The 25,345-nt window shown below is 71.1% G+C and carries 32 protein-coding genes, 1 other RNA gene and 1 pseudogene; 12 read left to right on the top strand and 22 right to left on the bottom strand.

Going from position 1 to position 25,345, the window contains the following annotated elements:
• Positions 1–183 (bottom strand): ATP-dependent Clp protease adaptor ClpS (locus VGK78_RS07385; protein WP_331526941.1); only part of this gene is annotated, 183 nt, incomplete at its 3' end.
• A 6-nt stretch (positions 184–189) separates the two neighbouring features.
• Here VGK78_RS07385 and VGK78_RS07390 point away from each other — a divergent pair.
• The 3 genes from VGK78_RS07390 to VGK78_RS07400 are packed head-to-tail and all read left to right on the top strand — an operon-like array spanning position 190 to position 2,887.
• Positions 190–1,518, top strand: coding sequence for a nicotinate phosphoribosyltransferase (locus VGK78_RS07390; protein ID WP_414690644.1), 1,329 nt, complete (start codon positions 190–192; stop codon positions 1,516–1,518).
• A gap of 7 nt (positions 1,519–1,525) precedes the next feature.
• The gene (locus VGK78_RS07395; protein WP_331526943.1) at positions 1,526–2,302 is read left to right on the top strand and encodes an alpha/beta hydrolase family protein; all 777 of its coding nucleotides are present in this window, start codon (positions 1,526–1,528) and stop codon (positions 2,300–2,302) included.
• A gap of 9 nt (positions 2,303–2,311) precedes the next feature.
• Positions 2,312–2,887, top strand: coding sequence for an isochorismatase family protein (locus VGK78_RS07400; protein ID WP_331526944.1), 576 nt, complete (start codon positions 2,312–2,314; stop codon positions 2,885–2,887).
• Positions 2,888–2,902: 15 nt separating this feature from the next.
• On the opposite strand, the gene VGK78_RS07405 is transcribed toward VGK78_RS07400, so the two are convergent.
• On the bottom strand, positions 2,903–3,451 hold the full coding sequence (locus VGK78_RS07405) for a DUF1697 domain-containing protein (protein WP_331526945.1): 549 nt from the start codon (positions 3,449–3,451) through the stop codon (positions 2,903–2,905).
• 48 nt (positions 3,452–3,499) lie between these two features.
• Between VGK78_RS07405 and VGK78_RS07410 the strand changes: the two genes are divergently transcribed.
• Positions 3,500–3,916 (top strand): MarR family winged helix-turn-helix transcriptional regulator, encoded by a 417-nt coding sequence (locus tag VGK78_RS07410; protein WP_331526946.1) that lies wholly within the window; start codon positions 3,500–3,502, stop codon positions 3,914–3,916.
• A 27-nt stretch (positions 3,917–3,943) separates the two neighbouring features.
• On the opposite strand, the gene VGK78_RS07415 is transcribed toward VGK78_RS07410, so the two are convergent.
• Positions 3,944–5,755, bottom strand: coding sequence for a bifunctional metallophosphatase/5'-nucleotidase (locus VGK78_RS07415; protein ID WP_331526947.1), 1,812 nt, complete (start codon positions 5,753–5,755; stop codon positions 3,944–3,946).
• Between the two features lie 139 nt (positions 5,756–5,894).
• On the opposite strand from VGK78_RS07415, the gene VGK78_RS07420 reads away from it, so the two are divergent.
• A complete protein-coding gene (locus VGK78_RS07420; RefSeq protein WP_331526948.1) occupies positions 5,895–7,163 on the top strand; it encodes an MFS transporter in 1,269 nt (422 codons plus the stop codon).
• A 94-nt stretch (positions 7,164–7,257) separates the two neighbouring features.
• On the opposite strand, the gene VGK78_RS07425 is transcribed toward VGK78_RS07420, so the two are convergent.
• Together VGK78_RS07425 and hppD are read right to left on the bottom strand one after the other, a co-directional pair.
• Positions 7,258–7,557 (bottom strand): DUF3303 domain-containing protein, encoded by a 300-nt coding sequence (locus tag VGK78_RS07425; protein ID WP_331526949.1) that lies wholly within the window; start codon positions 7,555–7,557, stop codon positions 7,258–7,260.
• A 350-nt stretch (positions 7,558–7,907) separates the two neighbouring features.
• The gene (gene hppD / locus VGK78_RS07430; protein WP_331526950.1) at positions 7,908–9,134 is read right to left on the bottom strand and encodes a 4-hydroxyphenylpyruvate dioxygenase; all 1,227 of its coding nucleotides are present in this window, start codon (positions 9,132–9,134) and stop codon (positions 7,908–7,910) included.
• An 81-nt stretch (positions 9,135–9,215) separates the two neighbouring features.
• Here hppD and VGK78_RS07435 point away from each other — a divergent pair, with 81 nt between their 5' ends.
• On the top strand, positions 9,216–9,683 hold the full coding sequence (locus VGK78_RS07435; RefSeq protein WP_331526951.1) for an Lrp/AsnC family transcriptional regulator: 468 nt from the start codon (positions 9,216–9,218) through the stop codon (positions 9,681–9,683).
• Here the strand turns inward: VGK78_RS07435 and VGK78_RS07440 are convergent.
• From VGK78_RS07440 to VGK78_RS07460, 5 genes are read right to left on the bottom strand one after another with little or no spacing between them, the layout of a single operon-like run.
• Positions 9,625–10,554, bottom strand: coding sequence for a helix-turn-helix domain-containing GNAT family N-acetyltransferase (locus VGK78_RS07440; RefSeq protein ID WP_331526952.1), 930 nt, complete (start codon positions 10,552–10,554; stop codon positions 9,625–9,627). The two genes, VGK78_RS07435 and VGK78_RS07440, sit on opposite strands and share 59 nt — an antisense overlap.
• A gap of 26 nt (positions 10,555–10,580) precedes the next feature.
• Complete coding sequence (locus tag VGK78_RS07445; protein WP_414690645.1) at positions 10,581–12,371, bottom strand: DEAD/DEAH box helicase; 1,791 nt, start codon at positions 12,369–12,371, stop codon at positions 10,581–10,583.
• On the bottom strand, positions 12,368–12,643 hold the full coding sequence (locus VGK78_RS07450; protein WP_331526953.1) for a DUF3039 domain-containing protein: 276 nt from the start codon (positions 12,641–12,643) through the stop codon (positions 12,368–12,370). Before VGK78_RS07450 ends, VGK78_RS07445 begins: the two co-directional genes overlap by 4 nt.
• Positions 12,644–12,657: 14 nt before the next feature.
• Positions 12,658–13,215: a YqgE/AlgH family protein gene (locus VGK78_RS07455; RefSeq protein WP_331526954.1), complete on the bottom strand. Its 558-nt coding sequence runs from the start codon at positions 13,213–13,215 to the stop codon at positions 12,658–12,660.
• A gap of 38 nt (positions 13,216–13,253) precedes the next feature.
• Entirely contained in the window at positions 13,254–13,787 is a 534-nt protein-coding gene (locus tag VGK78_RS07460) for a hypothetical protein (RefSeq protein WP_331526955.1), read from the bottom strand.
• On the opposite strand from VGK78_RS07460, the pseudogene VGK78_RS20335 reads away from it, so the two are divergent.
• Positions 13,786–13,902, top strand: a pseudogene (locus VGK78_RS20335) (hypothetical protein); the annotation flags it as partial. The gene VGK78_RS07460 and the pseudogene VGK78_RS20335 sit on opposite strands and share 2 nt — an antisense overlap.
• 88 nt (positions 13,903–13,990) lie before the next feature.
• Here VGK78_RS20335 and VGK78_RS07465 read toward each other — a convergent pair.
• Together VGK78_RS07465 and modA are read right to left on the bottom strand one after the other, a co-directional pair.
• Positions 13,991–14,371 (bottom strand): TOBE domain-containing protein, encoded by a 381-nt coding sequence (locus VGK78_RS07465; RefSeq protein WP_331526956.1) that lies wholly within the window; start codon positions 14,369–14,371, stop codon positions 13,991–13,993.
• A 42-nt stretch (positions 14,372–14,413) separates the two neighbouring features.
• Positions 14,414–15,169, bottom strand: coding sequence for a molybdate ABC transporter substrate-binding protein (modA, locus tag VGK78_RS07470; protein ID WP_331526957.1), 756 nt, complete (start codon positions 15,167–15,169; stop codon positions 14,414–14,416).
• A gap of 81 nt (positions 15,170–15,250) precedes the next feature.
• Between modA and VGK78_RS07475 the strand changes: the two genes are divergently transcribed.
• Entirely contained in the window at positions 15,251–15,946 is a 696-nt protein-coding gene (locus VGK78_RS07475) for a TetR/AcrR family transcriptional regulator (RefSeq protein ID WP_331526958.1), read from the top strand.
• On the opposite strand, the gene VGK78_RS07480 is transcribed toward VGK78_RS07475, so the two are convergent.
• From VGK78_RS07480 to VGK78_RS07500, 5 genes are all read right to left on the bottom strand, one after another.
• Positions 15,936–16,949: a DUF3048 domain-containing protein gene (locus VGK78_RS07480; RefSeq protein WP_331526959.1), complete on the bottom strand. Its 1,014-nt coding sequence runs from the start codon at positions 16,947–16,949 to the stop codon at positions 15,936–15,938. The genes VGK78_RS07475 and VGK78_RS07480 overlap by 11 nt on opposite strands.
• 97 nt (positions 16,950–17,046) lie before the next feature.
• On the bottom strand, positions 17,047–17,562 hold the full coding sequence (locus VGK78_RS07485; RefSeq protein ID WP_331526960.1) for a hypothetical protein: 516 nt from the start codon (positions 17,560–17,562) through the stop codon (positions 17,047–17,049).
• Positions 17,552–18,322, bottom strand: coding sequence for a 3-oxoacyl-ACP reductase FabG (fabG, locus tag VGK78_RS07490; protein WP_331526961.1), 771 nt, complete (start codon positions 18,320–18,322; stop codon positions 17,552–17,554). The genes VGK78_RS07485 and fabG overlap by 11 nt, the downstream gene beginning before the upstream one ends.
• Before the next feature lie 87 nt (positions 18,323–18,409).
• Positions 18,410–19,132 carry a Clp protease N-terminal domain-containing protein gene (locus VGK78_RS07495; protein WP_331526962.1) on the bottom strand — a complete coding sequence of 241 codons (723 nt, stop codon included), beginning with the start codon at positions 19,130–19,132 and terminating at the stop codon, positions 18,410–18,412.
• Positions 19,133–19,182: 50 nt separating this feature from the next.
• Entirely contained in the window at positions 19,183–19,392 is a 210-nt protein-coding gene (locus VGK78_RS07500) for an RNA polymerase subunit sigma-70 (RefSeq protein ID WP_331526963.1), read from the bottom strand.
• A gap of 112 nt (positions 19,393–19,504) precedes the next feature.
• Here VGK78_RS07500 and VGK78_RS07505 point away from each other — a divergent pair, with 112 nt between their 5' ends.
• The 4 genes from VGK78_RS07505 to VGK78_RS07520 are packed head-to-tail and all read left to right on the top strand — an operon-like array spanning position 19,505 to position 21,752.
• Positions 19,505–20,026, top strand: a complete 522-nt coding sequence (locus VGK78_RS07505; protein ID WP_414690647.1) for a sigma-70 family RNA polymerase sigma factor — start codon at positions 19,505–19,507, stop codon at positions 20,024–20,026.
• On the top strand, positions 20,023–20,658 hold the full coding sequence (locus tag VGK78_RS07510) for a zf-HC2 domain-containing protein (RefSeq protein ID WP_331526965.1): 636 nt from the start codon (positions 20,023–20,025) through the stop codon (positions 20,656–20,658). Before VGK78_RS07505 ends, VGK78_RS07510 begins: the two co-directional genes overlap by 4 nt.
• A 30-nt stretch (positions 20,659–20,688) precedes the next feature.
• Positions 20,689–21,270 (top strand): hypothetical protein, encoded by a 582-nt coding sequence (locus VGK78_RS07515; protein ID WP_331526967.1) that lies wholly within the window; start codon positions 20,689–20,691, stop codon positions 21,268–21,270.
• An 11-nt stretch (positions 21,271–21,281) separates the two neighbouring features.
• Positions 21,282–21,752 (top strand): hypothetical protein, encoded by a 471-nt coding sequence (locus VGK78_RS07520; RefSeq protein ID WP_331526968.1) that lies wholly within the window; start codon positions 21,282–21,284, stop codon positions 21,750–21,752.
• Positions 21,753–21,758: 6 nt separating this feature from the next.
• On the opposite strand, the gene VGK78_RS07525 is transcribed toward VGK78_RS07520, so the two are convergent.
• From VGK78_RS07525 to VGK78_RS07545, 5 genes are all read right to left on the bottom strand, one after another.
• A complete protein-coding gene (locus VGK78_RS07525; RefSeq protein ID WP_331526969.1) occupies positions 21,759–22,181 on the bottom strand; it encodes an HIT family protein in 423 nt (140 codons plus the stop codon).
• A 37-nt stretch (positions 22,182–22,218) separates the two neighbouring features.
• The gene (locus tag VGK78_RS07530; RefSeq protein WP_331526970.1) at positions 22,219–23,424 is read right to left on the bottom strand and encodes an RNA polymerase sigma factor; all 1,206 of its coding nucleotides are present in this window, start codon (positions 23,422–23,424) and stop codon (positions 22,219–22,221) included.
• 2 nt (positions 23,425–23,426) lie between these two features.
• Positions 23,427–23,870 carry a YciI family protein gene (locus VGK78_RS07535; RefSeq protein ID WP_331526971.1) on the bottom strand — a complete coding sequence of 148 codons (444 nt, stop codon included), beginning with the start codon at positions 23,868–23,870 and terminating at the stop codon, positions 23,427–23,429.
• A gap of 159 nt (positions 23,871–24,029) precedes the next feature.
• Positions 24,030–24,399, bottom strand: a transfer-messenger RNA (tmRNA) gene (gene ssrA, locus VGK78_RS07540).
• 55 nt (positions 24,400–24,454) lie between these two features.
• The gene (locus tag VGK78_RS07545) at positions 24,455–25,339 is read right to left on the bottom strand and encodes an amidohydrolase family protein (protein ID WP_331526972.1); all 885 of its coding nucleotides are present in this window, start codon (positions 25,337–25,339) and stop codon (positions 24,455–24,457) included.
• Between the last annotated feature and the right edge of the window lie 6 nt (positions 25,340–25,345).

Genomic DNA, 25,345 nt, shown 5'->3' on the forward strand with positions numbered 1-25,345 from the left:
CTCGAGCATCAGCTTCTCGGCCTTCTTCTGGTCGTAGCCGAAGTACTGACGGAACACGAACGTCACGTAGCTCATCAGGTTCACCGGGTCGTTCCACACCAGCGTGACCCACGGCTTGGCGGTGAGCGTGATCTCGTCGGGAGTGAGGTCCGGCTCGACCTCGACCGGGCTCGTGGTCGCCATCCGCCCATGGTCCCACAGAGGGGCCGACGTCCCGCGCCCTACGCTGGCCCCGTGCGCGCGTCGACGGCCCTCCTGACCGACCACTACGAGCTCACGATGCTCCAGGCTGCCCTGGGGTCCGGCACGGCACACCGGCGCTCGGTCTTCGAGCTGTTCCCGCGCCGGCTCCCCGAGGGACGCCGGTACGGCGTGGTGGCCGGGGTCGGCCGGGCCCTGGACGCGCTCGAGGACTTCCGGTTCGACAACGAGGTGCTGGGCGCCCTGGAAGACGTCGTCGACGAGCCCACCCGGGAGTGGCTCTCGACGTACCGCTTCTCCGGCGACGTCTTCGGCTACGCCGAGGGCGAGGCCTACTTCCCGTACTCGCCGCTGCTGATCGTCGAGGGCACGTTCGCCGAGGCCGTGCTGCTCGAGACGCTGATGCTGTCGATCTACAACCACGACTCGGCGATCGCGTCGGCCGCTTCACGCATGACCCAGGTCGCCGGCGACCGGCCGTGCATCGAGATGGGGTCGCGGCGCACGCACGAGGAGGCGGCCGTGGCCAGCGCCCGGGCGGCGTACGTCGCGGGGTTCGCCACCACCTCGAACCTCGCCGCCCGCGACCGGTACGGCGTGCCCTCGGCCGGCACCAGCGCGCACAGCTTCACGCTGCTCCACGACACCGAGGCCGACGCCTTCCAGGCGCAGGTCACCTCGCTCGGGAAGGGCACCACCCTGCTGGTCGACACCTACGACATCCGCAGGGCCGTCGAGCTCGGCGTCGAGATCGCGGGGACGGAGCTCGGCGCGGTGCGGATCGACTCCGGCGACCTCGGGGTCCTCGCCGGCGAGGTGCGGGCTCAGCTCGACTCGCTCGGCGCCACCGGGACCAGGATCATCGTGACCAGCGACCTCGACGAGTTCGCCATCGCCGCCCTGGCCAACGCGCCCGTCGACGCGTACGGCGTCGGCACACAGCTGGTCACCGGGTCCGGCCACCCGACCTGCGGGTTCGTGTACAAGCTGGTCGCGCGCGAGGGGGACGACGGCGAGCTGGTCTCGGTCGCGAAGAAGAGCACCGACAAGGTCTCCGTCGGTGGGCGGAAGTACGCGCTGCGCCGGCGATCCCCCGAAGGAGTCGCCGAGGCGGAGGTGGTGGGGATCGGGAAGGCGCCCGTTGACGATGGCGACGACCGGCCCCTGCTCGTGCCACTCGTGCGTGACGGGGAGGTCGTGGGGCGCGAGGCCCTCGACGACGCCCGAGCCCGGCACCTGGCGTCGCGGGCCGAGCTGCCCCGGGCCGCCCAGCAGATGTCGCGGGGCGAGCCGGTCATCCCGACCATCCACCTGTGAGTCACGCGTGGCGTTCCTGACCTGTGACTTCTTCTCCGACGCGCTCGAGGTCGGGACGTCGGTCAGCGTCGTGCTCCCCCAGGCCACGGAGGGCCAGGTGGGAGTCGACGCCGGAGCCGGGTCGGGTCCCCCTCCCGTCCTCTACCTGCTCCACGGCCTGTCCGACGACCACACCGCCTGGGCTCGCTACACCGCGATCGGCCGGTACGCCGAGGCAGCGGGGCTCGCGGTCGTGATGCCCTCGGCCGGCCGGAGCTTCTACGCCGACGAGGCGCACGGACACCGCTACTGGACCTACGTCTCGGAGGAGCTGCCGTCGATCGTGCGGTCGTTCTTCCGGGTCTCGGACGAGCCCGCCGACACCTTCGTCGCCGGACTCTCGATGGGCGGGTACGGCGCGCTCAAGCTCGCGCTCACCCACTCCGACCGGTACGCCGCCGCGGCGTCCTTGTCGGGTGCCGTGCACCTCCGCGAGCTCCTCGCGGAGCCGGCCCGCGGCGAGATCCTGGACCGGGTCTTCGCCGGCGAGGTGGGGGACGACGACGAGATCTTCACCCTGCTCGACCGGGCCCCCGACGTACCACCGCTCTATCTCGGCTGTGGCACCGAGGACCCGCTGCTCCCGTGGACCCGGCGGTTCGCGGAGACCGCCGCCGCGGCCGGCGTGGACGTCACCGTGGACCTCCGCGGCGGCGCGCACGAGTGGAGGCTCTGGGACGCGATGATCGAGGACGTCATCGCCTGGCTCCCGCTGCGCCGCTCGCCCGATCCTCGGGCCGGATAGGCTCGCCGCATGACCCGCGCGTTGATCGTCGTGGACGTGCAGAACGACTTCTGCGAGGGCGGTTCGCTGCCCGTCGAGGGCGGGGCCCGGGTGGCCAGCGACATCGGTGAGCTGCTCCACCACTGGACCCGCGGCGACGACCGCGCCCCGTCGTACGACGTGGTGGTCGCGAGCAAGGACCACCACGTCGACCCGGGGCGTCACTGGTCGGGCGAGCCGGACTTCGTCGAGTCCTGGCCGGTCCACTGCCGGGTCGGCACCGACGGCGAGGCTTTCCACCCCAACCTCGACCCCCAGCCGTTCGATGCGATCTTCCTCAAGGGCGAGCACCAGGCGGCGTACTCCGCGTTCGAGGGGCGCACCGTCGACGGCCACGCGCTCGCCGACTGGCTGCGCGCGAAGAAGGTGGACGAGCTCGACGTGTGCGGCATCGCCACCGACCACTGCGTGCGCGCCACGGCGCTCGATGCGCGCATGGAGGGCTTCGAGACCCGCCTCCTCACCGCCCTGTGCGCTGGGGTCGCACCAGAGACGACGGAGCAGGCACTGACCCAGATGAAGGCGGCCGGGGTCACCGTCGCCTGACCGGCGCCACGGCGGTCACGCGCCCCAGCGCTCGGCTAGGGTGCGGATCACCGTCAGGTTGCGGTTGGTGGCCACGCCGAGGCGCCGCTCCACCCAGTCGTTCCCCAGCCGCGACGAGTGGTAGCCCGCGAGCTCCTTGCGCAGCAGGTGGGCGGCCCGCCCCCGGACGAACAGCTTCTCCCCGTCCTGGGCGCTCGCCGCCTCCTCCGTCCGGCGTACGACGTCGGCAGCCGGCTCCTCCTTCAGCACCGAGACGTACTGTGCCTCCGCCCCCGGCAGCTCACCGGCGAGCTCCGTGGCGTCGGCGAGGACCTGGATGAGCTCGGCCGGGGTGAAGGCGATCGTCCGCACCTCGAAGCCGGCCTCGGCCTCGAACGCCTTCTCCAGGGCTGCCTCCACCTTGGCCCGGCTGCGCAGCGGCGAGGTCACGCGGACGTTGCCGGTGTTGATGTAGGTGGCGACGTCGGTGCAGCCGGCCGCCTCGCACGCCCGCACGATGGCCTCCTTGCCGAACTTCCGCTTCCCGACGTTGACGGCACGGAGGAACGCGATGTACGTCGGCATGCCGCTCATCCTGCCCGAGCCCTGCCCGACTCTTTGTATCCTTCCCGCGTGCCCACCGACCTCGAGGTGCAGAGCAGCGAGCTCGTCGTGCAGGCTGCCCGCCTCGTGCGCGCCGTACGCCGGCGCATGGGGCAGCCGGCCGGCATCCGGATCCTGGCCGTGCTCGACGAGCTCGGGCCGATGGGGGTGACCGCGCTGGCGGAGGCCGACCGCTCGTCGCAGCCCACCATCTCCGGCGCGGTGCGGCACCTGGTCGACGAGGGGTGGGTGGCCAAGGAGCCTGACCCCACCGACGCGCGCCGCTCGCTCGTCCGGCTGACGGCTCAGGGCCGGCAGCGCCTGGCGGAGGCGCGGCGCGACAACGGCGCGGCCGTCGCCGAGCGGCTGGCCCGCACCGGGCACACCGCCGATGACGTGGCGCACGCCGTCGCCGTGCTGCGCAACGTGATGGCCGAGCGGCTCTGAGCCGGCCCCGGGTTCAGGACATCCTGATCACGACACCGTGATCGCCTGACCGTCGGCGACCAACCGCCAGTCGACCGTGGCGAACTGCGCCGGATCGATGACGTGGTGGGCCGTCACCCAGTCGATCAGCAGCTGCCGGATGTCGATCTGGCGGTTGTAGACGACGGGTGCGTCCTTCACGGCCGGGAATCCCCCGCCGCCGCCCTGGCGGTAGTTGTTGACCGCCATCGCGAACTCCCTGGCGGGGTCGATCGGGTCACCGGCGTACTGGAGGTTCGTGACGCGTGACCCGACCGGCTTGGCGATGTCGACGTCGTAGGTCAGTCGGCCGTCCAGCCCCGCGATGGTGTCGAAGTTGTAGTCCGGCGTGCCGTTGGGAGCCGTGGGCGTGACCGCGTTGGTGACCTGGTCCATGGTGTAGGTGCCCGGCCCCGGGACCTGCTTGAAGTACCGCATCGAGTACTCCAGGTAGTCCTTGACCTGCTGCCCGGTCACCTTCACCGCGAGCAGGGTGTTGTCGTAGATGTAGAGGCCGGCCACGTCGCGCAGCGTGACGTCGCCCGAGGGGAACGACGCCGACCGGTTGAACGGCGCCGCGATCGAGAGCACCGGCAGGGCGGCGTCCGCCCCGGTGAGGTCCTGCTTGACGGCATCGGCCTGCACGTAGTTGATGAAGTCGATGATCGGCACGTCCTCGACGGGCGCCCGCGCGGCCGTCATCTCCTGCACGGAGGAGCCGATCACGGAGTTGACGTAGGTGACGACCTGCTCGTGCTGGGCACGTACCGCGTCGGCCACCTCCGCGTCCTCGGCGGCCTCGTTGGAGTTCAGGGTCTGGGACGTCGCGCCGGTGACCGTCCAGTGGTCGCCGCGGCGCTCGAGCATCAGGTCCATCACGGCCAGGCGCATGCCCCAGTAGTCCGGCTCGCAGAGCAGCACCTGCTTGCGGCTCCCCTTGACGGTGACGTAGCGCTGCGGGATGTCCACGTGGGCGTGGCCGACCAGGATCGCGTCGATGCCGGGCACGTCGGCTGCGACCAGGGACGAGGCGTTCTCGGGATACGGCAGGGCATCGCCGTACGACGAGGAGGTGTCGGCGCCCGAGTGCGCGGCCACCACGATCACGTCGCACCCGAGGTCCTTCAGCTCGGGCACGAACACCTTGGCCTGCTCGACCAGGCCGGGGAAGTCGATCCTCCCGGCCACGTTGGCGTGGTCCCAGATGGCGATGCCGGGGTTGGTGAGTCCGAGGACACCGACGGTCAGGTCCGGGCCGCCGGGCACCGGGAGGGTCTTGATGATGTAGGGGCGGAACACGGGGATCCCGGTCGCCGGGTCGACCGCGTTGGCGCCGAGCAGCGGGAAGTTCAGCTGCCTCTCCCAGGCCCGGAGCAGCGGGATGCCGTAGTTGAACTCGTGGTTGCCGAGCGCCGCCGCGTCGTACCCGATCAGGTTCATCGCGTTGGTCATCGGGTGAGAGCCGCCGGAGGTGATGGGCTCGACCTTCGCGTAGTAGTAGGACAGCGGCGTCCCCTGGATGGTGTCGCCCGCGTCGAGCATCAGCAACGGCTCGTCGTCCCGCTCGGCGCGCAGCGCCTTGATCAGGGTCTGCACCTTGGCGATGCCGACGTCGTTGTGCGCGCTGTCGTCGTACTCGCCGTTCTTGTAGTAGTCCCAGTTGAAGACGTGGCCGTGCAGGTCGGTGGTGCCCAGGACGGTCAACCGGGCCGTGGATCCGCTGTGGCCGGTGGAGGCCGCGGCCGGTGCGGCGTATCCGGCGGCGGCGAGGGCGGCGGCGCCGGTGAGGACTCCGCGGCGCGAGGGGGTGGCTGTGGGCATGTCCGAGATCCCTTCCGAGACGTGAGAAGGCATGTCTACTCCACCGCCCCCCGCCGACGTGATGCGGCTCACCGGAATGTCGGAGCAGATCCATAGGTTACCTATGTAGAATGTCGAGTCGATCCCCAGAGAGGTGCCCTTGTCCACGCACGTCCACCAGTCACACGACGCGCCGGTCCGGTCCGGCTCCTTCTTCTCCCAGCCCCGCGCGGTGTGGGCGGTCGCCTTCGCCTGTGTGATCGCGTTCATGGGCATCGGCCTGGTGGACCCGATCCTCAAGGACATCGCGGTCAAGCTGGACGCGACGCCGAGCCAGGTCTCGCTGATGTTCACCAGCTACATGGCGATCATGGGCGTGGCGATGCTGGTGACCGGCGTGGTCTCCAGCCGGATCGGCCCGAAGCGGACGCTGCTGTCGGGTCTGGTCCTGATCATCGTCTTCGCGGGGCTGGCTGGCTCCTCCGACAGCGTCGGCGCGGTCGTCGGCTTCCGGGCCGGATGGGGTCTCGGCAACGCACTCTTCGTGGCCACCGCGCTGGCCACCATCGTGATGTCCGCGACCGGCGGGACGGCGCAGGCGATCATCCTGTTCGAGGCCGCGCTCGGCATCGGCATCGCCTCCGGGCCGCTGGTCGGCGGTCTGCTCGGCGAGCAGTCCTGGCGCGCGCCGTTCTACGGCGTCTCGACGCTGATGACCATCGCCCTCGTCGCGACGGCGTTCTTCCTTCCCTCCACGCCGCCGACCGGACGCCGTACCTCGCTGGCCGACCCGTTCCGGGCGCTGCGGCACCGGCCGCTGCTGCTGACCGGCCTGACCGCGGTCTTCTACAACATCGGCTTCTTCACGATCCTGGCCGCCGGCCCGTTCGCCCTGCCGGATGCCGGCATCATCCAGATCGGTTGGATCTACTTCGGCTGGGGCGTGCTGGTCGCGGTGGTGTCGGTGTTCGTGGCGCCGCGGGTCCAGCGCTGGGTCGGGACCATCCCGGCGGTGGTCGGGACGCTCGTGCTGTTCATGCTCGACCTGCTGGTGATGGCGGTCTTCGCCGACCACCAGGCCGTCGTGATCGTCGGGATCGTGCTCTCCGGTGCGTTCATCGGCAACAACAACACGCTGATCACCGAGGCCGTGATGGGCGTCGCGCCGGTCGAGCGGCCGGTGGCCTCCGCGGCGTACTCCTTCGTCCGCTTCTGCGGCGGCGCGATCGGCCCCTACGTCGCGCTCAAGCTGTTCGGGCTGCCGCCACACGTGCACGTGCACGCGCCGTTCGTCTTCGGCGCGGTGATGGTCGCCATCGGTGTCGCGATCATCGCGTCCGGTGCCGGCGTGCTGACGCGGGCCCTCGAGGGCACGCACGAGAGCCGGGCGGACGAGGCCGAGGCCGTGCTGGTCGGCGACCTGGACTGAGCCTGGCGCCGGACGTCATACGAGTCGTGACCCCATGGGTCGCGGTTCGTATGACGTCCTCTGTCGTGTCAGGTGTCGTGTCCGGTGGGCAGGTTCAGCTCACCGACTCCAGGAAGGCGAGACCCTCGCCCTGGAGTGCAGCCAGGTCGGCGATCTCCAGGCACGGGTAGACGTGGAACTCGAACCACGGCGTGAAGGGAGCGGTGTCCTTGGCGATCTCGGTGGCGTCGTCGGTCTCGACCACCGCGAAGCCTCCGTTGCCGTCGATGCGGCCGAGGAAGGCGTGGAAGTGCTCGGGGTGCGCCGGCGACCACTTGCCGAACACCGTGAGGGAGCGCTTGGCCGCCTCCTCAGTCACATTCGGGCGGAGCTCCCAGGTGACGGCGTACTTCATGTGCGGACTCCTTTCCAGGTGGGGAATCCATCGACGCTAGACCCCGGCCGGGCTTCGCGCATGACTCATCCGGGCCACGCGGCGTGGCCGCCGGCCCGCGCGCTCCGGGACGTCGTACCGTCGGGAGGGTGCCCTGCGACTACTGCGGCGTCGAGTTCGACCCGATCGCCACGCGCTGGCTGTGCCCGCACTGCCACATGAAGGCGAACTGCTGCGACGGTGCCCCGCTGCCCGAGACGACCGGGCTCAGATTTCGAGACGCGTCGCGCCGCCCGTCGCAAGCGACGGTCCCCGCCGACGCTCCTCAATCTCTTCGCTGATCGGCGTCCTCGCGAGCTCGGCCGCCGCGCTCAGAGGTTGCCGCGGAGCTCCTGCTCGCGCTCGATGCTCTCGAAGAGGGCCTTGAAGTTGCCCTTGCCGAAGCCCAGCGAGCCGTGCCGCTCGATGAACTCGTAGAAGACGGTGGGGCGGTCGCCGATGGGCTTGGTGAAGATCTGCAGCAGGTAGCCGTCCTCGTCGCGGTCGACGAGGATCTTGCGCCGCTTGAGCTCCTCGATCGGCACCCGCACCTCGCCGATCCGGGCGCGCAGCTCGGGGTCGTCGTAGTAGGTGTCGGGCGTGTCGAGGAACTCGACGCCGTTGTCGCGGAGCAGGTCGACGGTGCGCAGGATGTCGCCCGTGGCCAGCGCGATGTGTTGGCAGCCGGCGCCGTCGTAGAACTCGAGGTACTCGTCGATCTGTGACTTTTTCTTCGCGATCGCCGGCTCGTTGAGGGGGAACTTCACCCGGTGGTTGCCGCTGGCGACGACCTTGGACATCAGCGCCGAGTAGTCGGTGGCGATGTCGTCGCCGATGAACTCCGCCATGTTGGTGAAGCCGAGGACACGGTTGTAGAACTCGACCCACTCGTCCATCCGGCCGAGCTCGACGTTGCCGACGCAATGGTCGATGGCCTGGAAGAGCCGCTTGGGGTGGCCCTCGCGACGGGTGACCTTGGTGGTGGCGGCAACGTACCCCGGGAGGAACGGGCCGGAGTAGCGCGAGCGGTCGATCAGCGTGTGCCGGGTCTCGCCGTACGTCGCGATGGCTCCGAGCCGGACGGTGCCGTGCTCGTCGGACACGTCGTGCGGCTCGTCCAGGATCGTCGCGCCCTGCGCACGGGCGTGCTCGATGCACTTGTCGACGTCCGGCACCTCCATCGCCAGGTCGACGACGCCGTCGCCGTGCTTGCGGTGGTGGTCGAGGAGCGTGCTGTCGGTCGCCACTCCGCCGCTGAACACGAAGCGGGCGCTGCCCGAGCGGAGGACGTAGGACTTGGCGTCGCGGTTGCCGGTCTCGGGGCCGGAGTACGCCTCGAGGTCCATCCCGAGCGCCAGCTGATAGAACTGCGCGGTCTGGGTCGCGTTGCCCACCACGAAGCCCACGTAGTCCTGCGCGGTCACCGGGAACGGGTCGGAGCTCGCGTCGTACTCCACCAGCCCGACCAGCTGCTTGAGCTGGTCGACGGTGAGGTCGGCCTTGAGCTCGTCGGCGGTGAGCGCGCCGCCGGTAGAAGGGGTCTCGTGGGTCGTCGTCATGGCGTTCACCTTGCCGGGTGGCGACAACCTGCGCAACAGTACGGCGAATCGCTGTGCAAACTGTCCACCTCAGGAGCAGCCATGGACCAACTCGACCGCAGATTGCTCGCCCTCTTCGCCGACGAGCCTCGGATCGGCGTGCTGCAGGCCTCCCGCGAGCTCGGAGTGGCCCGCGGGACCGTGCAGGCGCGGCTCGACAAGCTCGTGGCCTCCGGCGTGGTCACCGGGTGGGGGCCCGACCTCTCCCCCGAGGCCCTCGGCTTCCCGGTGACGGCGTTCCTGACGCTCGAGATCCGGCAGGAGGCCGCCGAGCACGGGGGCCACGACGCCGTCGCCCGCCACCTGGCGACGATCCCGGAGGTGCTGGAGGCTCACACGATCACCGGCGCCGGAGACCTGTGGGCGCGGGTCGTCGCCCGCTCGAACTCCGATCTGCAGCGGGTCATCGACCTGGTGCTGAAGGATCCCGCGATCGTTCGGTCGTCCACGGTCATCGCGCTGGCGACCCAGATCCCCTACCGGGTGCTGCCGCTGGCCCACTCGGGGTAGTCAGCCGCTTGGCGAACCAGGCCTCGGCGTACGGGTTGTCGTTGTACCGCTCGATCCGGCGGTAGCCGGCCCGGTCGTACATCGCGATCGCCTCGATGAGCGTGCCGTTGGTGTCCAGGTAGACCTCGCGGTAGCCGAGATCGCGGGCGGCGTCCTCCAGCGCGGTGAGCATCCGGCCGCCGAGGCCGCAGCCGCGCCACGCCCCGTCGACCCACATCCGCTTGATCTCGGCGCGGGTCCGGCTGAGGCGTCGTACGCCGCCGCACGCGGCGACCGCGCCCTCCACGCGGGCCACCAGGAACCGACCGTCGGGCGGGTTCATCGCCCGGACCTCGCCCGCGACGTCGCCGCGCTCGAAGCCGGCCGGGAAGCGTTCGGCGAGCTCGTCGGCGTACCGCCCCACGGCTGACCTCGCCTCGTCCGAGCCCGCGTCGACCACCTGGATGTCGCACGTGGCGGCACGGATGAGCCGGTCGGCGGTCGCCAGCGCCTCCTCGAGCCGGCGCCGCTGCGACGCCCCCAGGGGCGCGACCAGGGAACGAGCACGCTCCTCCGAGCGCTGCTCCAGGCGCTCGATCGCGCGTCGACCCTTGGCGGTGGGGACGACCACACGTCGCCGCTGGTCGTCGGGATCGGGACGTACGTCGACCAGCGCCTCATCCTCGAGGGCACGCAAGAGCCGGCTCAGGTAGCCGGAGTCCAGTCCGAGGCGCCGCCGCAGGTCGAGCACCCCGGAACCGGCGTACCCGATCTCGAACAGCAGCCGGGACGCTCCCAGGCTCCGCCCCTGTCCCAGATAGGACTCCTCCAGAACCCCGATCCGCCGGCTCCAGGACCGGTTGAACCGCCGCAGCACCTCGGTGTCGCTCATTCTCTGACTGTAGTCAGGGACCGGCGTCAGCGCGAGGGCTTGGCGGCCCACTCGCGGAGGCGGTTGATGCGGGCGTGGAGCTGCTCGGCGTTCGCGATCGCGGCGGCGGGGCCACCGAGCTCCTTGCGCAGGGCGGCGTGGGTGACGCCGTGGGCCTGGCCGGTGCGGTGGTGCCAGGCCGCCACCAGCCCGTTCAGCTCACGGCGGAGCACGGCGAGCTGCTCGTGCGTGGAGGGCTGCCGGTCGGGAACGGGCTCGTGCGCGGCCGCAGTGGGACGGCGTGAACGCTGGCGGTGGTGGAGCAGCTCGCGGACCTGGTCCGGCTCGAGCAGACCGGGGATGCCCAGGAAGTCCATCTCCTCGTCCGACCCCACATGCACCTCGCCGGCGTGGCCGAACGCGGCTCCGTCATACACGACCTGGTCGAAGCGCGCCTGGGAGCCGAGCGCCTCGTAGGACCCGAGCAGCTCGTCGGACGCGCCGACGTCGGCGTTCGCCCGCTCCAGCAGCTCCTGCTCGGCGGCGAAGATGTCGTCCTCGTCGGTGATGGTGCGGCCGAGGACGTGGTCGCGCTCGACCTCCATCTCGGCGGCGTACCCGAGCAGCGTCGGCACCGACGGCACGAAGACCGAGGCCGTCTCCCCCCGCGCCCGAGCCCGTACGAAGCGCCCGACCGCCTGGGCGAAGAACAGCGGCGTCGAGGTGCTGGTGGCGTAGACGCCGACCGCCAGCCGGGGTACGTCGACCCCTTCCGACACCATCCGGACCGCGACCATCCAGCGCTTCTCGGCCTCGGTGAAGGCCGCGATCCGCTTCGACGCGGCCTTCTCGTCGGACAGGACGACCACCGGCGGCTCGCCGCTGATCCTCCTCAGGATGGCGGCGTACGCCCGCGCGGCGTCCTGGTCGCTGGCGATCACCAGTCCACCTGCGTCGGGTACGTGTCGACGCACCTCCGTCAGACGGCGGTCGGCCGCGGCCAGCACGGACGGGATCCACTCCCCCGACGGGTCGAGCGCGGTGCGCAGGGCTTGCGCGGTCAGGTCCTTGGTCAACGGCTCCCCGAGCCGCGCCGAGATCTCGTCCCCTGCCCGGGTGCGCCAGCTCAGGTCGCCGGAGTAAGCCAGGAACAGCACCGGCCGCACCACGTGATCGGCGAGCGCGTGGCCGTAGCCGTAGGTGAAGTCCGCGACCGAACGCGGGATACCGTCGGCGCCCGGCGCGTAGCTGACGAAGGGGATCGGGTTCACGTCGGAGCGGAACGGCGTGCCGGTCAGCGCGAGGCGTCGGGTCGCCGGCTCGAAAGCCTCCCGGACGCCCTCACCCCACGACAGCGCGTCGCCGGCATGGTGGATCTCGTCGAGGATCACCAGCGTCTTGAACCGCTCGGTGCGGATCCGCATCGCGAGCGGGTTCACCGCTACCCCGGCGTACGTCACGGCGACGCCGACGTAGTCCGTCGAGGTCTTGCCCGAGCCCGCGGAGTACGTCGGGTCCAGGGGGATGCCCGCACGCGCCGCGGCCTCGGCCCACTGGAGTTTGAGGTGCTCGGTCGGCGCGACCACGATGACGCGGTCGACGACCCGCCGACCGAGCAGCTCCGCGGCGGCGGAGAGGGCGAACGTCGTCTTGCCCGCGCCCGGCGTGGCGACCGCGAGGAAGTCACGCGGCGATCGCGCGAAGTACTCGGTGAGCGCGGCGGTCTGCCAGGCGCGCAGAGAGGTGGCCGTGCCCCAGGCCGCGCGCTCCGGCCAGGCCGGAGTGAGCGCGGACGACGGTGGGACGGCCTCCCCGTCAGGAGAGGGCCGGGAGGTCACTCGCCGTCGTCACCGCCACCGGGCTTGAACGACTCCCAGAGCTCCTTGCACTCGGGGCAGACCGGGAACTTCTCCGGCGCTCGGCTCGGCACCCAGACCTTGCCGCACAGGGCCACGACCGGCGTCCCCATCACCATCGCCTCGGTCAGCTTGTGCTTGTCGACGTAATGGCTGAAACGCTCGTGGTCACCCTCGTCCGTGGGGACCGTGCGCTCCTCGACCCGCTCGTCGACGGCGGTCTCGGTCAGGGGGGAGAAACCGGTGGGAACCACCGTTCCACCCTACGTCAGTTGAGCTCCGGGTCCGCCGGCCGGTTGACGTGCCAGGCGAGCTCGCCGGGCTGGCGCCGCATCACCTCGCGCCACAGGTCGCTCGGGTCGGCCTGGAACGGATCGGGTGGCAGCGACGGCACGACGTACCAGTCGCCGCCCTCGATCTCGCCCTCGAGCTGCCCCGCGCCCCATCCGGCGTACCCCGCGAAGATGCGGATGCCGTCGACGACCCCGTCGAGGTCGGTGGCCTCGCCCTCGAGGTCGACGATCGCGAGCCGGTCGGTGACCGGTCGTAGCCCCGGCGGTACGGCGTGCGGATCGCGGATCAGCGCGACCGCAAGGGCCCCCTCGGGGGAGACGGGCCCGCCCCGGAAGAGCACCTCGGGCTCGGCGACGACGTCCCCCCACTCGGCCAGGACCGAGATCACCGGGACGGGTGACGGGCGGTTGATCACCACGCCCATCGCGCCGTCGTCGTCGGCGTCGAGAAGGAGCACGACGGTGTCGACGAAGTTCGGGTCCAGCAGCTCGGGCGACGCCAGGAGCAGCATCCCCGCCCGAATCTCCGCCATGCCTCCATTCTGCCCGTCCCGCAGCCGGAAGGTGTCGGTCAGGCGGCGACGCGTGCCCGGACCCGGGCGAACAGCCCGCCGCCGCGGTGGCCGGCCACGGGCTTCGGCGGGGGCGCCGGCCGGTAGGTGACACGAGCGCGCTCCTCGAGGAGCCGGCCGGCGGCGGCCGTCGCCGCAGTCGTGGTGCCCGCGCGGCCGGCCATCGCGGCGAGGAGCACGTGCTCCTTCGCAGCCGACGTGGCGAGCGCCGCCCCCATCCGCTCGTCGAGGGGCTCAGCACGGTAGCGGTCGAGGACCATCCGGACACCGGGCAGCTCCTCGGCGGTCGCGTGCCAGGCCGCGACCGCGGCCCCGTCGATGTCCAGTGGTTGCTGCATCAGGGCGCGCTCGAGGTGACCCGACAGCCGGGTGTGCCAGCGCAGCTGCAGGGCGCCGAGCAGGGCGAGCTCGTCGTCGAAGGTCTCGGTGACGCCGGGCAGGTCCGTCGGCAGCCGGCCGTCGCGGCGCGCGTCGGCCGCCTCGATCACGGTGCGGAGGACCTCTCCGCGGCGGTGGAAGGTGGTCCAGGTCATGGCCATCCCCTCTCTGGGTGCCCGGAGACGGTGCGCCTCCGGTTCGCATACCGTTGGTACGTACTCAGAGTATGTAAACGACCGGGGGTACGCAAGTTGTTCCCGCGTGAGCCGGAGCACGCTGCGGCGCCAGGTTCAGACCGCCTTGCGAGGAAGCTCGCAGCGGCGTTCGCTGCGACGTAAGACCTCGGCTCCGCCGCGTCCTAACGTCCTCTCTCAACCATCACGTTGGTCGACTTCACGACTGCCGTGGCGGCGACGCCCGGGGCGAGCTCCATCTCGTCGGCGGCCTCGCGGCTCATCAGGGACACCACCCGGTAGTCGCCGCAGGCGAGCTCCACCTTGGCCATCACGCCGTCACGCTCGACGGACACGACGACACCGGTGAGTCGGTTGCGTGCGCTCGATGTCCGGTCTGCGCCGGCCAGCGTGGTGAGGAGCCCGGCCAGCTGCGTGGCGGGCAGCACCCGTTGGTTGCCGCGCCGCTCGAAGGAGATGCGGCCCTCCGACTCCCAGCGCCGCAGCGTGTCGACGCTGACGCCGAGCCGCTGCGCCACCTCGCCGATGCGCAGGTAGTCGACCACGAGGCTCAGGGTAGCCAGGAAGGGACGGCTCGCGGGCGCGGCTCAGGGCCTGCCGAACCCCGCCTTCACGAGCGTCCGCCGGCCGGTCGCGCCGGTCACCAGGTCGACGAACTGCTGGGCCAGGTCGGGGTGCTTCGACTGGGTGAGCGTCACGATCGGGTACGACGTGACCTGCTTGCCGCTGCCGGGGATGCGAAGAGCCTTCACCTGGTCACCGGCCGCCACCGCGTCGGTGGTGTAGACCAGACCCGCGTCGGCCTCCCCCTCGGTCAGCTTGGCCAGCACCGACTTCACGTCGATCTCCTGGCTGACCGGCGTACCCGTGATGTGGTCCTGGTCGAGCAGTGCCTGACCCACCTTGCCGCAGGGCGCCGTGGTCACGCACATCACGAACTTCACCGACGATCGGTCGAGGTCGGAGAACGAGGAGACGTGAGCTGGGTTGGCCGCCGGTGTCGCGAGCACCATCACGTTCGTCGCGAACACCTCGGGTTTCGTCGCCTGGGCCGCCCCGGCGCTGTCCATCGTGGTCGTGTCGGCCGTCGCCAGCACGTCCGCCGGCGCACCCTGCGTCGCCTGCTGCGCCAGCGTGGCCGAGGAGTCGAACGCGAACTTCACCCTCACGCCCGGGTGCTCCGCCTCGAACTGCTGACCGAGCTCCGTGAAGGTTCCGGTGAGCGAGGAGGCGGCGAGCACCGTGATCGTTATGTCACCGTCCCCGCCGCCGCACGCGCTCAGCGGGAGGAGCGCCAGCACGGCGGCCGCCACGAGGGCCGGGCGGCTGGTGGGTCGAGGCACGGGTCGTTTCTAGCACAGCGCGCCTAGGTATTACCTAGGTATGTGCGGAGGGCGACGCGCGGCGCGCCCTAGACTGCGCCGGTGACCAGGAACGCGCGCGCCCGGCTGGCCGCCACGGTGTCGCACGTGCCCGGCACCAGCCGCCGGGCGCAGTATTCCGCCTCGACCCGGCGCGCCCTGGTCGACGTCGCCGAGCGGCTGTTCGCCGAGCACGGGTACGCCGCCACCTCGCTGGACGCGATCGTCGCCGGGGCCGACGTCACGAAGGGCGCGCTCTACCACCACTTCTCCGGCAAGCAGGCGTTGTTCGAGGCCGTCTTCGAGAAGGTCGAGGCCGCTGGCGCGCAGACCGTGCAGGCGACGCTCCGTGAGCAGCGCGACCCGTGGGAGAAGGCGATCGCCGGCCTCAGGGCCTTCCTCGACGTGGTGCGGCAGCCGTCGTACAGCCGGATCGTGGTGCAGGACGGCCCGTCGGTCCTGGGCTACGAACGGTTCCGCGAGCAGGAGGAGCGCTCGACCTTCGCCAACGTCCGCGACATCGTGCGGGCGGTGCTCGGCGCCGGCGAGTGGGACGTCGACCGGGCGATGGAGGGCACGTTCGCCCGCATCTTCTTCGGCGCGATGTCGTCGGCCGGTACCAGCGTGTCGACCGCGGACGACGCGGACACCGAGGCCGAGCGGGTCGAGCTCGCGATCGGCTTCATCCTGTCCGGCCTGCGTGCCCTCTCCGAGCAGGGCACCCGGCTGTCCGGGCTTCCGGACACTCCTACTTCCTGAAGCCCACGTTCCCGCCGTTGACCGGCACCAGCTCGATCCAGGTGTGGCCCGGGGGCACCTCGAGCTTCTGACCCTTCTTCGTGGCCAGGGTGATCGGCGAGGCGGCGGCGTTCCCCTTGTGCCAGGTGGCCACGAACATGCGCCCGTCGTGGAAGAGCAGCGCGTTGCCCTTGCCGGTCAGCAACGTCTCGGGGACGTGGTTGCCGGCCGGGTCCAGGTAGCCCGCGTCACCCTCGCGCACGCGCAGCACCAGCACGTTGGTGGCCGGGAACTGGTCGCCGGCCGGCGCGTTGCTGTTCAGGTTGTGGTAGCTGCCGTTCTCGAACTTCCACTCGGTCGTATGGCCGCCGGAGAACCGAGCGTTGATCGTGGTGATCTTCCGCCCCTTCGGCAGGTCCTTGGAGCCCCACTGGAGGTAGTCCGGTGGCGTCGCTGCCTTCGTCTTGGCGGTGCTCGCGACCTCGTTCAGGTGGACGAAGAGGTTGTACGGCGCGGCGCGGCTCGAGGAGCGGTACATCCCCTTGGAGCCTTCGCCGTAGAACGGGATGTGCGCCTTCTTGATCCGCGCGATCGTCTTGCCGGCGGCGCCGCTGGTGACCATCGACGCGTGCACCGGCGAGACGACGTCGATGTCGCTGGCGCGCATGGAGCGGATCGGGCCGACGTTGCCGGGGATGTCGGAGTAGTAGAACGCCGCGAGCCGGGTCAGCCCGCCCTCGACCAGCTCCTCCACGACCATGTCGGCCTTGGACAGCCCCACCTGGGGCTGGCTGGAGAACGTGTTGTCCATCTTCGCGACCAGGACCGGGTGGTCGAGCGAGGCGGACTTGTTCGACGGGACCTTGAGGCCGGTCAGCGGCCAGAACTGGGGGATCGACTGGCCGCCCTGGACCTTCTGCGTGCTCTCGCCGGCGGACGGGGTCGAGCTGCTCGACCCGCCGCACGCGGTGAGCATCAGACCGGTCGCGGTCAGGGCGGACAGGGTCAGGGCAAGGCGTCGCACGGGTTCTCCATCACAGGGTCTAGCTCCAGGGATCCGCAACAGTGTGAACGATCGACCAAGCGGTGCCGGGCAGGCCACGCCGGGGCTGTGACCGGGGTCACCCGGACGGGGCCGACGAGGTGGTCGGAGAGGACGAGGACGTCCCGGGCGACGAGGCGCCGTACTCCACGGTCTCCAGCGGCTTGAAGGTGGTCGGGTCGACGAACTCGACGTGGACGTCGCTCCCCTGCGGGTCGGGGATCACGACCATCAGGGCCGGAGTGGCGGGGCCGGGTCGGCCGCCCTTCTTGGCCACCGTGAACGACGTCCGGAAGACGAGTGGCTGTCCGCCGTTGTCGTTGCCCAGCGCCGGCAGGTGGGAGAGCGCCTGCTGCTGGGTGCCGTTGTCGACCGGCGACAGCCCCTGGTAGGTGACTCCTTGGGCCTCGAGGGCGCCGGTGAAGCCCGACGGCAGCTCGGAGTAGACGTCGACCGACGAGGTGTGGTCGCGGCCGTGGGTCAGCACGAAGCCGAGCACGGCGAACCACGCGACGAACACGACGACACCGACCAGCAGGTGAACCGGCTTGAAGCCCGGTGGCGCGCCGGTCCGGTGGACGTAGTCAGGAGACAAGCTTGGCGCCCCCGTCGACGTACAACGTCTGGCCGGTGATGTACGACGCCTCGTCGCTGCACAGGAACGCGGCGGCGGCCGCGATGTCCTCGGGGTACCCGACGCGGCGGACCGGGTTGCGATCGGCCGCGGCCTGGCGGAACTCCGCCACCGGCATGCCCACCCGCGCGGCCGTCGCGTCGGTCATGTCGGTCGCGATGAAGCCTGGCGCGATCGCGTTGGCGTTGACGCCGAACGGACCCAGCTCGATGCCGAGCGTGCGGACGAAGCCCTGGAGCCCCATCTTCGCGGTGGCGTAGTTGGCCTGGCCGCGGTTGCCGAGAGCCGAGACGCTGGAGAGGCAGACGATCTTGCCGTACTTCTGCTCCACGAAGTGCTTCTGCGCGGCCCGGGTCATCAGGAACGCCCCGCGCAGGTGGACACCGATCACGGCGTCCCAGTCGTCGTCGCTCATCTTGAACAGCAGGTTGTCGCGGGTCACGCCGGCGTTGTTGACCAGGATGTGCACGGTGCCGAGCCCGGCGGCCACCCGCTCGATCGCGGACCGGGCCGAGTCGCTGTCGCTGACGTCGCAGCCGATGCCGAGGTGTCGCCGGCCGTCGCCGCTCGCCAGACCGGCAGCGGCCTCGGAGGCCTGGCCCTCGTCGAGGTCCAGCACGGCCACCGATGCGCCCTCGTCGGCGAACCGGGTGGCGATGCCCAGCCCGATCCCTCGTGCGGCTCCGGTGACGACGGCGATGCGCCCGTCGAAGCGACCCATTCCTACTCCTCGTGCGGCTCTGCGGTCGGTGACCGGTGGTCGCGCGCTCCGGCTCGACCCCCGGCCACTGTAGAGGCCGCCCGGAAGTCAGCTGGAGCCGGGCGCGACGGCCGCCTCTGCCTGTGCTCGCAGGCCCTCGATGCCGGTCGCGGTCGCGAGCACGGCCCGGACAGCCGCGTCGTCGGACCGGGTGAGGGCGAGCAGCAGCCGCGCTCCGGTCAGTCCGGGAACCCGGCGGGCGTCGGCACGGTCGTCGGCGTCGAGCCGGTCGCGCAGGACCGCGCGGCGTACGTCGCGCAGCAGCGCACGCATCTCGGTCGAGAACTGCGGACCCTCGCGACGGCTCCGGGGACCGCGGCGGCCGCGGCCACGCTGCCCCTCGCCGTGCTCGGGATGATGGCCGTGGCGCCGGCCGCCACGGCGGCCCCGGCCGCGCTCGGGCCGGGGACGGTCGGCCCAGCCGTCGGCGAGATCGGCGCCGAGGTTGGCGCGGACCGCCTCGCGGACGCGGTCGAGGTCGATGCCGATGGCCGCGAGCGCGTCGCGGTCCTCGTCGTACCCCGCGGCGTGCCCGCTCGGGTCCGCCTCGGTCTCGGGCTCGGCGTCGACGTGATGGGCCGCGACCAGGTCGCGGGCGGTGTCGAGGTCGAGTCCGTGGTCGTGGAGCGCGGCGTACGCCGTGCCCCGCGGGTTGGCGAGCAGGCCCGCCAGCAGGTGGCCGGGGCCGACCTCGCGGTGCCCGAGCTCACGGGCGATGTCCGCCGCCTGGGCGACGGCGATCCGGGATTCGGTGTCGAATCGGGTGTGCATGGGTGTTCTCCTACGTCTGGGGGTCTGGATGACCCTGGATGGCCCCGGTGTCAGCTCCGGGAGTGCTTCTGGTGAACCGCCTGGCGGCTGAGCTGCAGCACGCCGGCGATCGCCTGCCAGCTCCAGCCCTGGTCCCGCGCGTTGCGGACCTGCACCGCCTCGAGGCGGTCGGCCAGCGCGCGGAGGGCCCGGACGGCGGCGAGTCCCTGCTCGGGGTCGTTGCTCGCGGCCTGCTCGGAGAGGTCTGCGGCGTCGTTCACCGTGTCAAGTGAACCTGACACATCGCCGTTTGTCAACTTTTCCTGACACGTCCGGAGGTAGCAACTCGAGTGACGGTTGAGCAATACCCCTCCGGCGTACGTCGTCACTGGTATGGGCGGATCGCACGTGGGTCGCGAGGAGGACCTCTCACGCGTGCTGTACGAGCAGCACGCCGAGGACCTGCTCGCCTATGTGCAGCGGCTGATGCACGGTGACCGTCAGCTGGCCGAGGACATCGTCCAGGAGACCTTGCTACGGGCCTGGCGCCGCGGCGGCGACGTGCCGCCGGAGTCGCGGCGGCCGTGGCTGTTCGTCACCGCACGACGCCTGGTGATCGACGCCTACCGAGCTCGGAGGTCACGCCCGCCCGAGGTGGCTGCCGAGCTGCTGGAGATCTCCGCCGAGGACCACGGCCTCGACGCGGCGCTCGACGCGGTGCTGCTGGCAGATGCCTTGCAGACCCTGAGCGCCGAGCACCGGTCGGTGCTGTTCGAGTCCTTCTACGAGGGGCGGACGGCGCGACAGATCGCGTTGGCGCGCGGGATCCCGCCCGGGACGGTGCGGTCGCGGATGCACTACGCGCTACGGGCTCTCCGGCTGGCGCTGCAGGAACGAGGGGTGAACGGACCATGACCTGTGCGATGAACGTCGAGCTCGGGGCGTATGTGCTCCACGCCCTCGAGCAGGACGAGGCCGAGGCGGTCGAGCAGCACCTCGAGGGGTGCGACCAGTGCCAGGAGGAGCTCCGCGAGCTGGAGTTCACGGCGTCGCTGCTGTCGCTCCTCTCGGCCGAGGACCTCGCCCGGTTCGAGGACACCGCATCCGAGCGCGAAGCCGAGCGGCACGACGTACCACCGTCGCGGAAGGTCCACCGGCCACTGCTCCTGCTGGCCGCGGCGGTGCTCACGGTTGCGACTGCACTCGTGCCGCGGACGTTCGAGGACCACCACACACCGACCGCCGCGACCGTCGTCCACGCCGTCGACCCCGCGACCCGCGTGCGGGCAGCGGTGTCGGTGAGCGCCCGGCCGGACGGGACCCAGCTCCGGCTCGGTCTGACCGGGGCGTACCCGAAGGGCTGGTGCTCGCTGGTCGCACGCTCCAGCGACGGGCACCAGGACATCGCGGCCACGTGGCGCGCCGACGCGCGGGGGTCGGCCGACGTCGACGGGATGACGGCCATCCCGGCCGACCGGCTCAGCGAGCTCGACGTCGTGACCGACACCGGGGCGGTGCTCGTGGCCATTCCGATGCCGCACACCTGAACCACGTCCGACCGACAGGAGAGAAGACAGATGAGATTCCCCACCACACCCACCTCGTGGCGAGCCGCGGCCCTGCCGCTGGTCACCGTCGCCGTCCTGGCCCTGGCCGGGTGCGGGTCGAACGGAGGCTCGGGCTCGACGACCGCGAACGACGGCGGTCAGGGCTCCGGCCAGGTCGTCACCGTGAGCGACGCGAGCGGTCGCAGCGTGCTCGTCGACGCGGCCGGCAAGGCCCTGTACACGAGCGACCAGGAGAAGAACGGTCAGGTGCTGTGCACCAGCGGCGCGTGCGGTGCCATCTGGACGCCGCTGACGGTGTCGAGCACGAGCGGCCTCACCGCTCCGTCTGCTCTGGCCCAGAAGCTGGGCACCGTGGCTCGTCCGGACGGCAGCACCCAGGTCACCCTCGGCCACCGGCCCCTGTACACCTTCTCGTTCGACCACTCGGCAGGCGAGGTCAACGGGGACGGGACCAAGGACAGCTTCGACGGGACGGACTTCACCTGGCACGTGGCCACGCCCTCCGGCCGGACCGCGGCAGCACCGGGCTCGCCGTCGGGCTCCCCGTCCTCCTCGTCGCCGTACGGCAACGGCGGCGGCTACAGCTACTGATGGGGCCGGTCATGTACGACGTCATCGAGCAGCGCGCCGCACCTCCGAGGGCGCGATGGCAGATCGCGGGGTGGGTCCTGCGCCTGGTCACCGCCGCCGCACTCGCGGTCGACGCGTTCGTGCACAACGACCTGGTGGGACGCTACGACCCGAACCAGGGAACCGGTCCGCTCAGCCAGGGCGACCTGTTCCGGATCGAGGCCGTCGTCTCCGCGGTCGTCGCGCTGGCGCTGCTGGTCAGCGGCCGGTGGTTCGTCTGGGTCGTGGCCTGGCTGGTGGCGGCATCGGCGGTCGGGGCGTTGCTCCTGTACCGCTACCACGACCCCGGCGAGCTCGGCCCGCTGCCGGACATGTACGAGCCGCTGTGGTTCCGCGAGAAGGCGGCGACCGGCGTCGCGGAGGGCCTGGCCGTCGTCACCGCGGGCCTCGGGCTGCTCACGGCATGGTGGCGAGCCCGGAGCGCGGCGGACCGGTCGGGGTGAGCGGGGTCAGGCACGCGGCGCGAGTACCGCCCGCAACCGCGCGGCGTACTCGGGCGCCTCACCGTCGGCGTACTTGGTGCGTGGCCAGAAGAAGCCGCGCAGGCCGTCGCCCTTGGTGCGGGGTACGACGTGCAGGTGCAGGTGGGCGACCGACTGGCTGACGACGTTGTTCATGGCCACGAAGCTCCCCTGGGCACCGAGCCCGTCGACCATCGTGCGGGCGAGTCGCTGCGCCGCCTCGAGGAACGGGTCGCGGAGGGTGCCCGGCAGGTCGAGGAGCGTCACCATGTGCTCGCGGGGGACCAGCAGGACGTGTCCCTTGAACACCGGACGCGCGTCGAGGAAGCCCACGAGGTCGGGCTCGTCGAGGACGATCTCGGCGGAGGTCTCCCCCGCGACGATCGAGCAGAACACGCAGCCGGCGGCCATGGGGTCACCGTAGGGGCTCCGCCGCCGGTGGCCGAGGTCACGAGGGGTGTCGCGCGGCGAGCATGAGCAGCCGCTCGCGCTCCGGGCGGCTGGTGGCCAGGTCGGCGGCGCGCCGGAACAGCCGGCGTGCGGCCTCGCCGTCACCGCTCTGCTCGAGCAGGTGGGCGCGGACCACGAGCAGGCGTGGATGGTCCGGCAGGCGGTCGGCGACCGAGTCCACGAGTGCGAGGCCCGCGAGCGGCCCGTCGACCATGGCCAGCGCGACCGCACGGTTGAGCGTCACGACGGGATTGTCGGTGAGGACCTCCAGGAGCCCGTAGAGCGCGTGGATCTGCGGCCAGTCGGTGTCCTCGGCCCTGTCGGCGCCGTCGTGCACAGCTGCAATCGCCGCCTGGATGCGGTACTCCCCCACGCGCCCGGTGCCCATCGCCTCGTCGAGAAGGCGCAAGCCCTCGGCGATGAGGTCACGGTCCCACCTGCCGCGGTCCTGCTCGGCCAGGGTCACGAGGTTGCCTGCGTCGTCGGTCCGTGCCGGGAGCCGGGCATCGAGGAGCAGCATCAGCGAGAGCAACGCCTTGACCTCGGGCTCGTCGGAAAGGCTCCGGTGGAGCATCCGGGTGAGCCGGATGGCTTCGGCCGAGAGCTCGACGCGGTTCAGGTCGTCACCCGAGGTGGCGGCGTACCCCTCGTTGAAGACGAGGTAGAGGACGTGGAGCACGACCGGTAGGCGCTCCGTCTGCTCGGCCGGCGTGAGCGGCTCGAAACGGGCTCCGGCCGCCCGGATCGTCTGCTTGGCCCGGCTGATGCGTTGCGCCATCGTCGGCTCGGGCACCAGGAAGGCGCGGGCGATCTCGGCCGTCGTCAGGCCGCCGACCGCGCGCAGGGTGAGGGCGATCGCCGACGCCGGCGTCAGGGCGGGGTGACAGGCCAGGAAGAGCAGGGCGAGCGAGTCGTCGCGGTCGACGACGTCGTACGCCGGCGGCTGCTCACGCTGGAACCGCTGCTCGCGGTCGCGGCGCGACGCCTCACTCCGGCGCTGGTCGAGGAACCGCCGCGAGGCGGTCTGCACGAGCCAGCCGAAGGGATGCTCGGGCGGCCCGTCGGCCCAGTGCTGATGGCCGGCGAGCAGCGCCTCTTGGACGGCGTCCTCGGCGGCCGCGAAGTCGCCGTACCGCCGGGTCAGGACGGCGAGCACCTGCGGCGCGAGCTCGCGCAACAGGTCCTCGACGCGCCCGCCCGCCACCGTCAGGCCCGGGTCGCATGGCGGAGGTAGTCCTCCATCTCGTCGGGTCCGAACGGTCCCTCCTCGTCCATCACCCGGCGGACGTGGATCGGCTGTCCGGTCGGGACGCCGTTGCGCCCGGGGACCGCGGAGACGCGCGCCGCGATCTCGACGGCACGCTCCTCGCTCTCGACCTCGACGATCTGGAAGCCGGCCAGCCACTCCTTGAACTCCTGGAACGGGCCGTCCGTCACGACCGGCGCGCCGCGGCCGTCGGAGCGGACGATCTTCGCCAGGTCGGGGCCGGTCAGGATGGTCGACCCCACCAGCTCCCCGCTGGCGACCAGCTCTCGGGTGAGAGCCTCGTAGTAGCTGAGGTGGGCGGCCACCTCGTCGCGCGTCCACTCCTCCATCGGCGTCTCGTCGTCACCGGGGCTGAAGTCGACTCCGATCAGGTACCTCGCCATGACTCTGCCTTCCTCTCGGGCGCCGGCCTGGCGCCGTTCGAGAGGGGAACGGAGCCGATCCGTCGTTCTCGACATCGGACCACGGCCAGGACGTGCGAGATCCCGGTGTCGGTGACGCACGTCGTACGTCGCCGACACCGGGATCTCGGGTGTTGATCGCTGTGGAGCTGGCGGGAATCGAACCCGCGTCCTCGAGCGTCGAACCAGGTCTTCTCCGGGTGCAGTCAGCGATGTCGTTTTCTCGGCCCCGGTGCTCGCACTGACACGTCACCGACAGGCCCAGTCAGGGAAAAGTCCCGCTCACCCCTCCTGACAGGAGATGAGCAGCAAGCCTTCTAGATGAGGCCTGGGTCCGGGTCGAAGGCAATCACCCGGTCAGACCCTTCGGTCACCGCTCAGGCGGCGAGAGCGAAGTCAGTGCGCTTAGCGTTGGCACTTATAGGTTTCCGGCGAACGTTTACGAGATGACGCCGGCTTCTCGACCCGCTTCCCCTGGAACTGACGTCCCAAGTCGAAACCGATCAGCCCCCTGTTGAGTTGTCAACGTGGTCAGTCTACGGGGATGAACGCTCCGGCGACGACTCTCATTCCTCGGCAGGGCCGCCGAAGAGACGTACGCCGTTGTGCCAGCAGACGTCGCGGAGCCAGTCGTCGCCGAGGTCGAGGTTGGCCAGGCCGGCCAGCTGCTCGGCGTACGGGCACGGGATGTTGGGGAAGTCCGAGCCGAGCAGGACCTTGGGCTGCAGGTCACGCAGCCTGGGCACCAGATCGGTCGGGAACGCCGCGCCGAGCTCGTCGAAGAACGGCGTGAACACCATCGTGGTGTCGACCCGGACCTGCTCGTAGGACTCGGCCAGCGCCAGGAACTCGGCGTACTCCGGGGCGCCGAGGTGGGCGATCACCAGCGCAAGTCGAGGATGGGTCGCCAAGAGGTCGGCGACCGGGCCCGGTCCGGTGTACGCCGTGACGACCGGGCCCGAGCCGGCGTGCAGGACGACCGGGGTGCCGGAGTCTTCGAGCAGCCCCCACACCTCTGACAGCAGTGGGTCGCGCACGTCGAAGGCGCCGACCTGGACGTGGATCTTGAAGATCTCCGCGTCCGACGCGATCCGGCTCGCGACGTACGCCGGCGCGCCCGGCTCGGGGTAGAACGTCGCGCTGCGCAGGCAGCCGGGCGTCCGGTCGGCGAAGCCGAAGGACCAGTCGTTGAGGAACTCCGCCATGCCCGCCTTGTGCGCGTACGGCAGGGACGAGAAGCGGCGTACGCCGAATCCGCGAAGCGTCGCGACCAGCTCCTCGTCGGGCCCGCGGTACTCCAGGGGCCAGGTGCTGCCGATCAGCGGACCGGCGGAGTCGAACTGGTGGCGCACCTTGGCCATCACGCGTGGCGGCAGGAAGTGGGTGTGCACGTCGAACAGCCCGGGCAGCCCGAGGTCGGCGGCGAAGCCCGCCGGGTCGAGGCCCGGCATCAGTGC

Origin of the sequence: Nocardioides sp. (assembly GCF_036503465.1) — a bacterium.
Lineage (GTDB): Bacteria > Actinomycetota > Actinomycetes > Propionibacteriales > Nocardioidaceae > Nocardioides.

What these genes read in the sequence shown, in the direction of transcription:
- VGK78_RS07405 (WP_331526945.1), bottom strand. Translation starts at nt 3,451, where the DNA reads ATGCCGACGTACATCGCGTTCCTCCGTGCCGTCAACGTCGGGAAGCGG.
- VGK78_RS07435 (WP_331526951.1), top strand. Translation starts at nt 9,216, where the DNA reads ATGGACCAACTCGACCGCAGATTGCTCGCCCTCTTCGCCGACGAGCCT.
- VGK78_RS07545 (WP_331526972.1), bottom strand. Translation starts at nt 25,339, where the DNA reads ATGCCGGGCCTCGACCCGGCGGGCTTCGCCGCCGACCTCGGGCTGCCC.
- VGK78_RS07455 (WP_331526954.1), bottom strand. Translation starts at nt 13,215, where the DNA reads ATGGCGGAGATTCGGGCGGGGATGCTGCTCCTGGCGTCGCCCGAGCTG.
- VGK78_RS07510 (WP_331526965.1), top strand. Translation starts at nt 20,023, where the DNA reads ATGACCTGTGCGATGAACGTCGAGCTCGGGGCGTATGTGCTCCACGCC.
- VGK78_RS07495 (WP_331526962.1), bottom strand. Translation starts at nt 19,132, where the DNA reads ATGCACACCCGATTCGACACCGAATCCCGGATCGCCGTCGCCCAGGCG.
- VGK78_RS07525 (WP_331526969.1), bottom strand. Translation starts at nt 22,181, where the DNA reads ATGGCCGCCGGCTGCGTGTTCTGCTCGATCGTCGCGGGGGAGACCTCC.
- VGK78_RS07520 (WP_331526968.1), top strand. Translation starts at nt 21,282, where the DNA reads ATGTACGACGTCATCGAGCAGCGCGCCGCACCTCCGAGGGCGCGATGG.
- VGK78_RS07415 (WP_331526947.1), bottom strand. Translation starts at nt 5,755, where the DNA reads ATGCCCACAGCCACCCCCTCGCGCCGCGGAGTCCTCACCGGCGCCGCC.
- fabG (WP_331526961.1), bottom strand. Translation starts at nt 18,322, where the DNA reads ATGGGTCGCTTCGACGGGCGCATCGCCGTCGTCACCGGAGCCGCACGA.
- hppD (WP_331526950.1), bottom strand. Translation starts at nt 9,134, where the DNA reads ATGACGACGACCCACGAGACCCCTTCTACCGGCGGCGCGCTCACCGCC.
- VGK78_RS07440 (WP_331526952.1), bottom strand. Translation starts at nt 10,554, where the DNA reads ATGAGCGACACCGAGGTGCTGCGGCGGTTCAACCGGTCCTGGAGCCGG.
- VGK78_RS07505 (WP_414690647.1), top strand. Translation starts at nt 19,505, where the DNA reads ATGGGCGGATCGCACGTGGGTCGCGAGGAGGACCTCTCACGCGTGCTG.
- VGK78_RS07390 (WP_414690644.1), top strand. Translation starts at nt 190, where the DNA reads ATGGTCCCACAGAGGGGCCGACGTCCCGCGCCCTACGCTGGCCCCGTG.
- VGK78_RS07535 (WP_331526971.1), bottom strand. Translation starts at nt 23,870, where the DNA reads ATGGCGAGGTACCTGATCGGAGTCGACTTCAGCCCCGGTGACGACGAG.
- VGK78_RS07515 (WP_331526967.1), top strand. Translation starts at nt 20,689, where the DNA reads ATGAGATTCCCCACCACACCCACCTCGTGGCGAGCCGCGGCCCTGCCG.
- VGK78_RS07400 (WP_331526944.1), top strand. Translation starts at nt 2,312, where the DNA reads ATGACCCGCGCGTTGATCGTCGTGGACGTGCAGAACGACTTCTGCGAG.
- VGK78_RS07460 (WP_331526955.1), bottom strand. Translation starts at nt 13,787, where the DNA reads ATGACCTGGACCACCTTCCACCGCCGCGGAGAGGTCCTCCGCACCGTG.
- VGK78_RS07425 (WP_331526949.1), bottom strand. Translation starts at nt 7,557, where the DNA reads ATGAAGTACGCCGTCACCTGGGAGCTCCGCCCGAATGTGACTGAGGAG.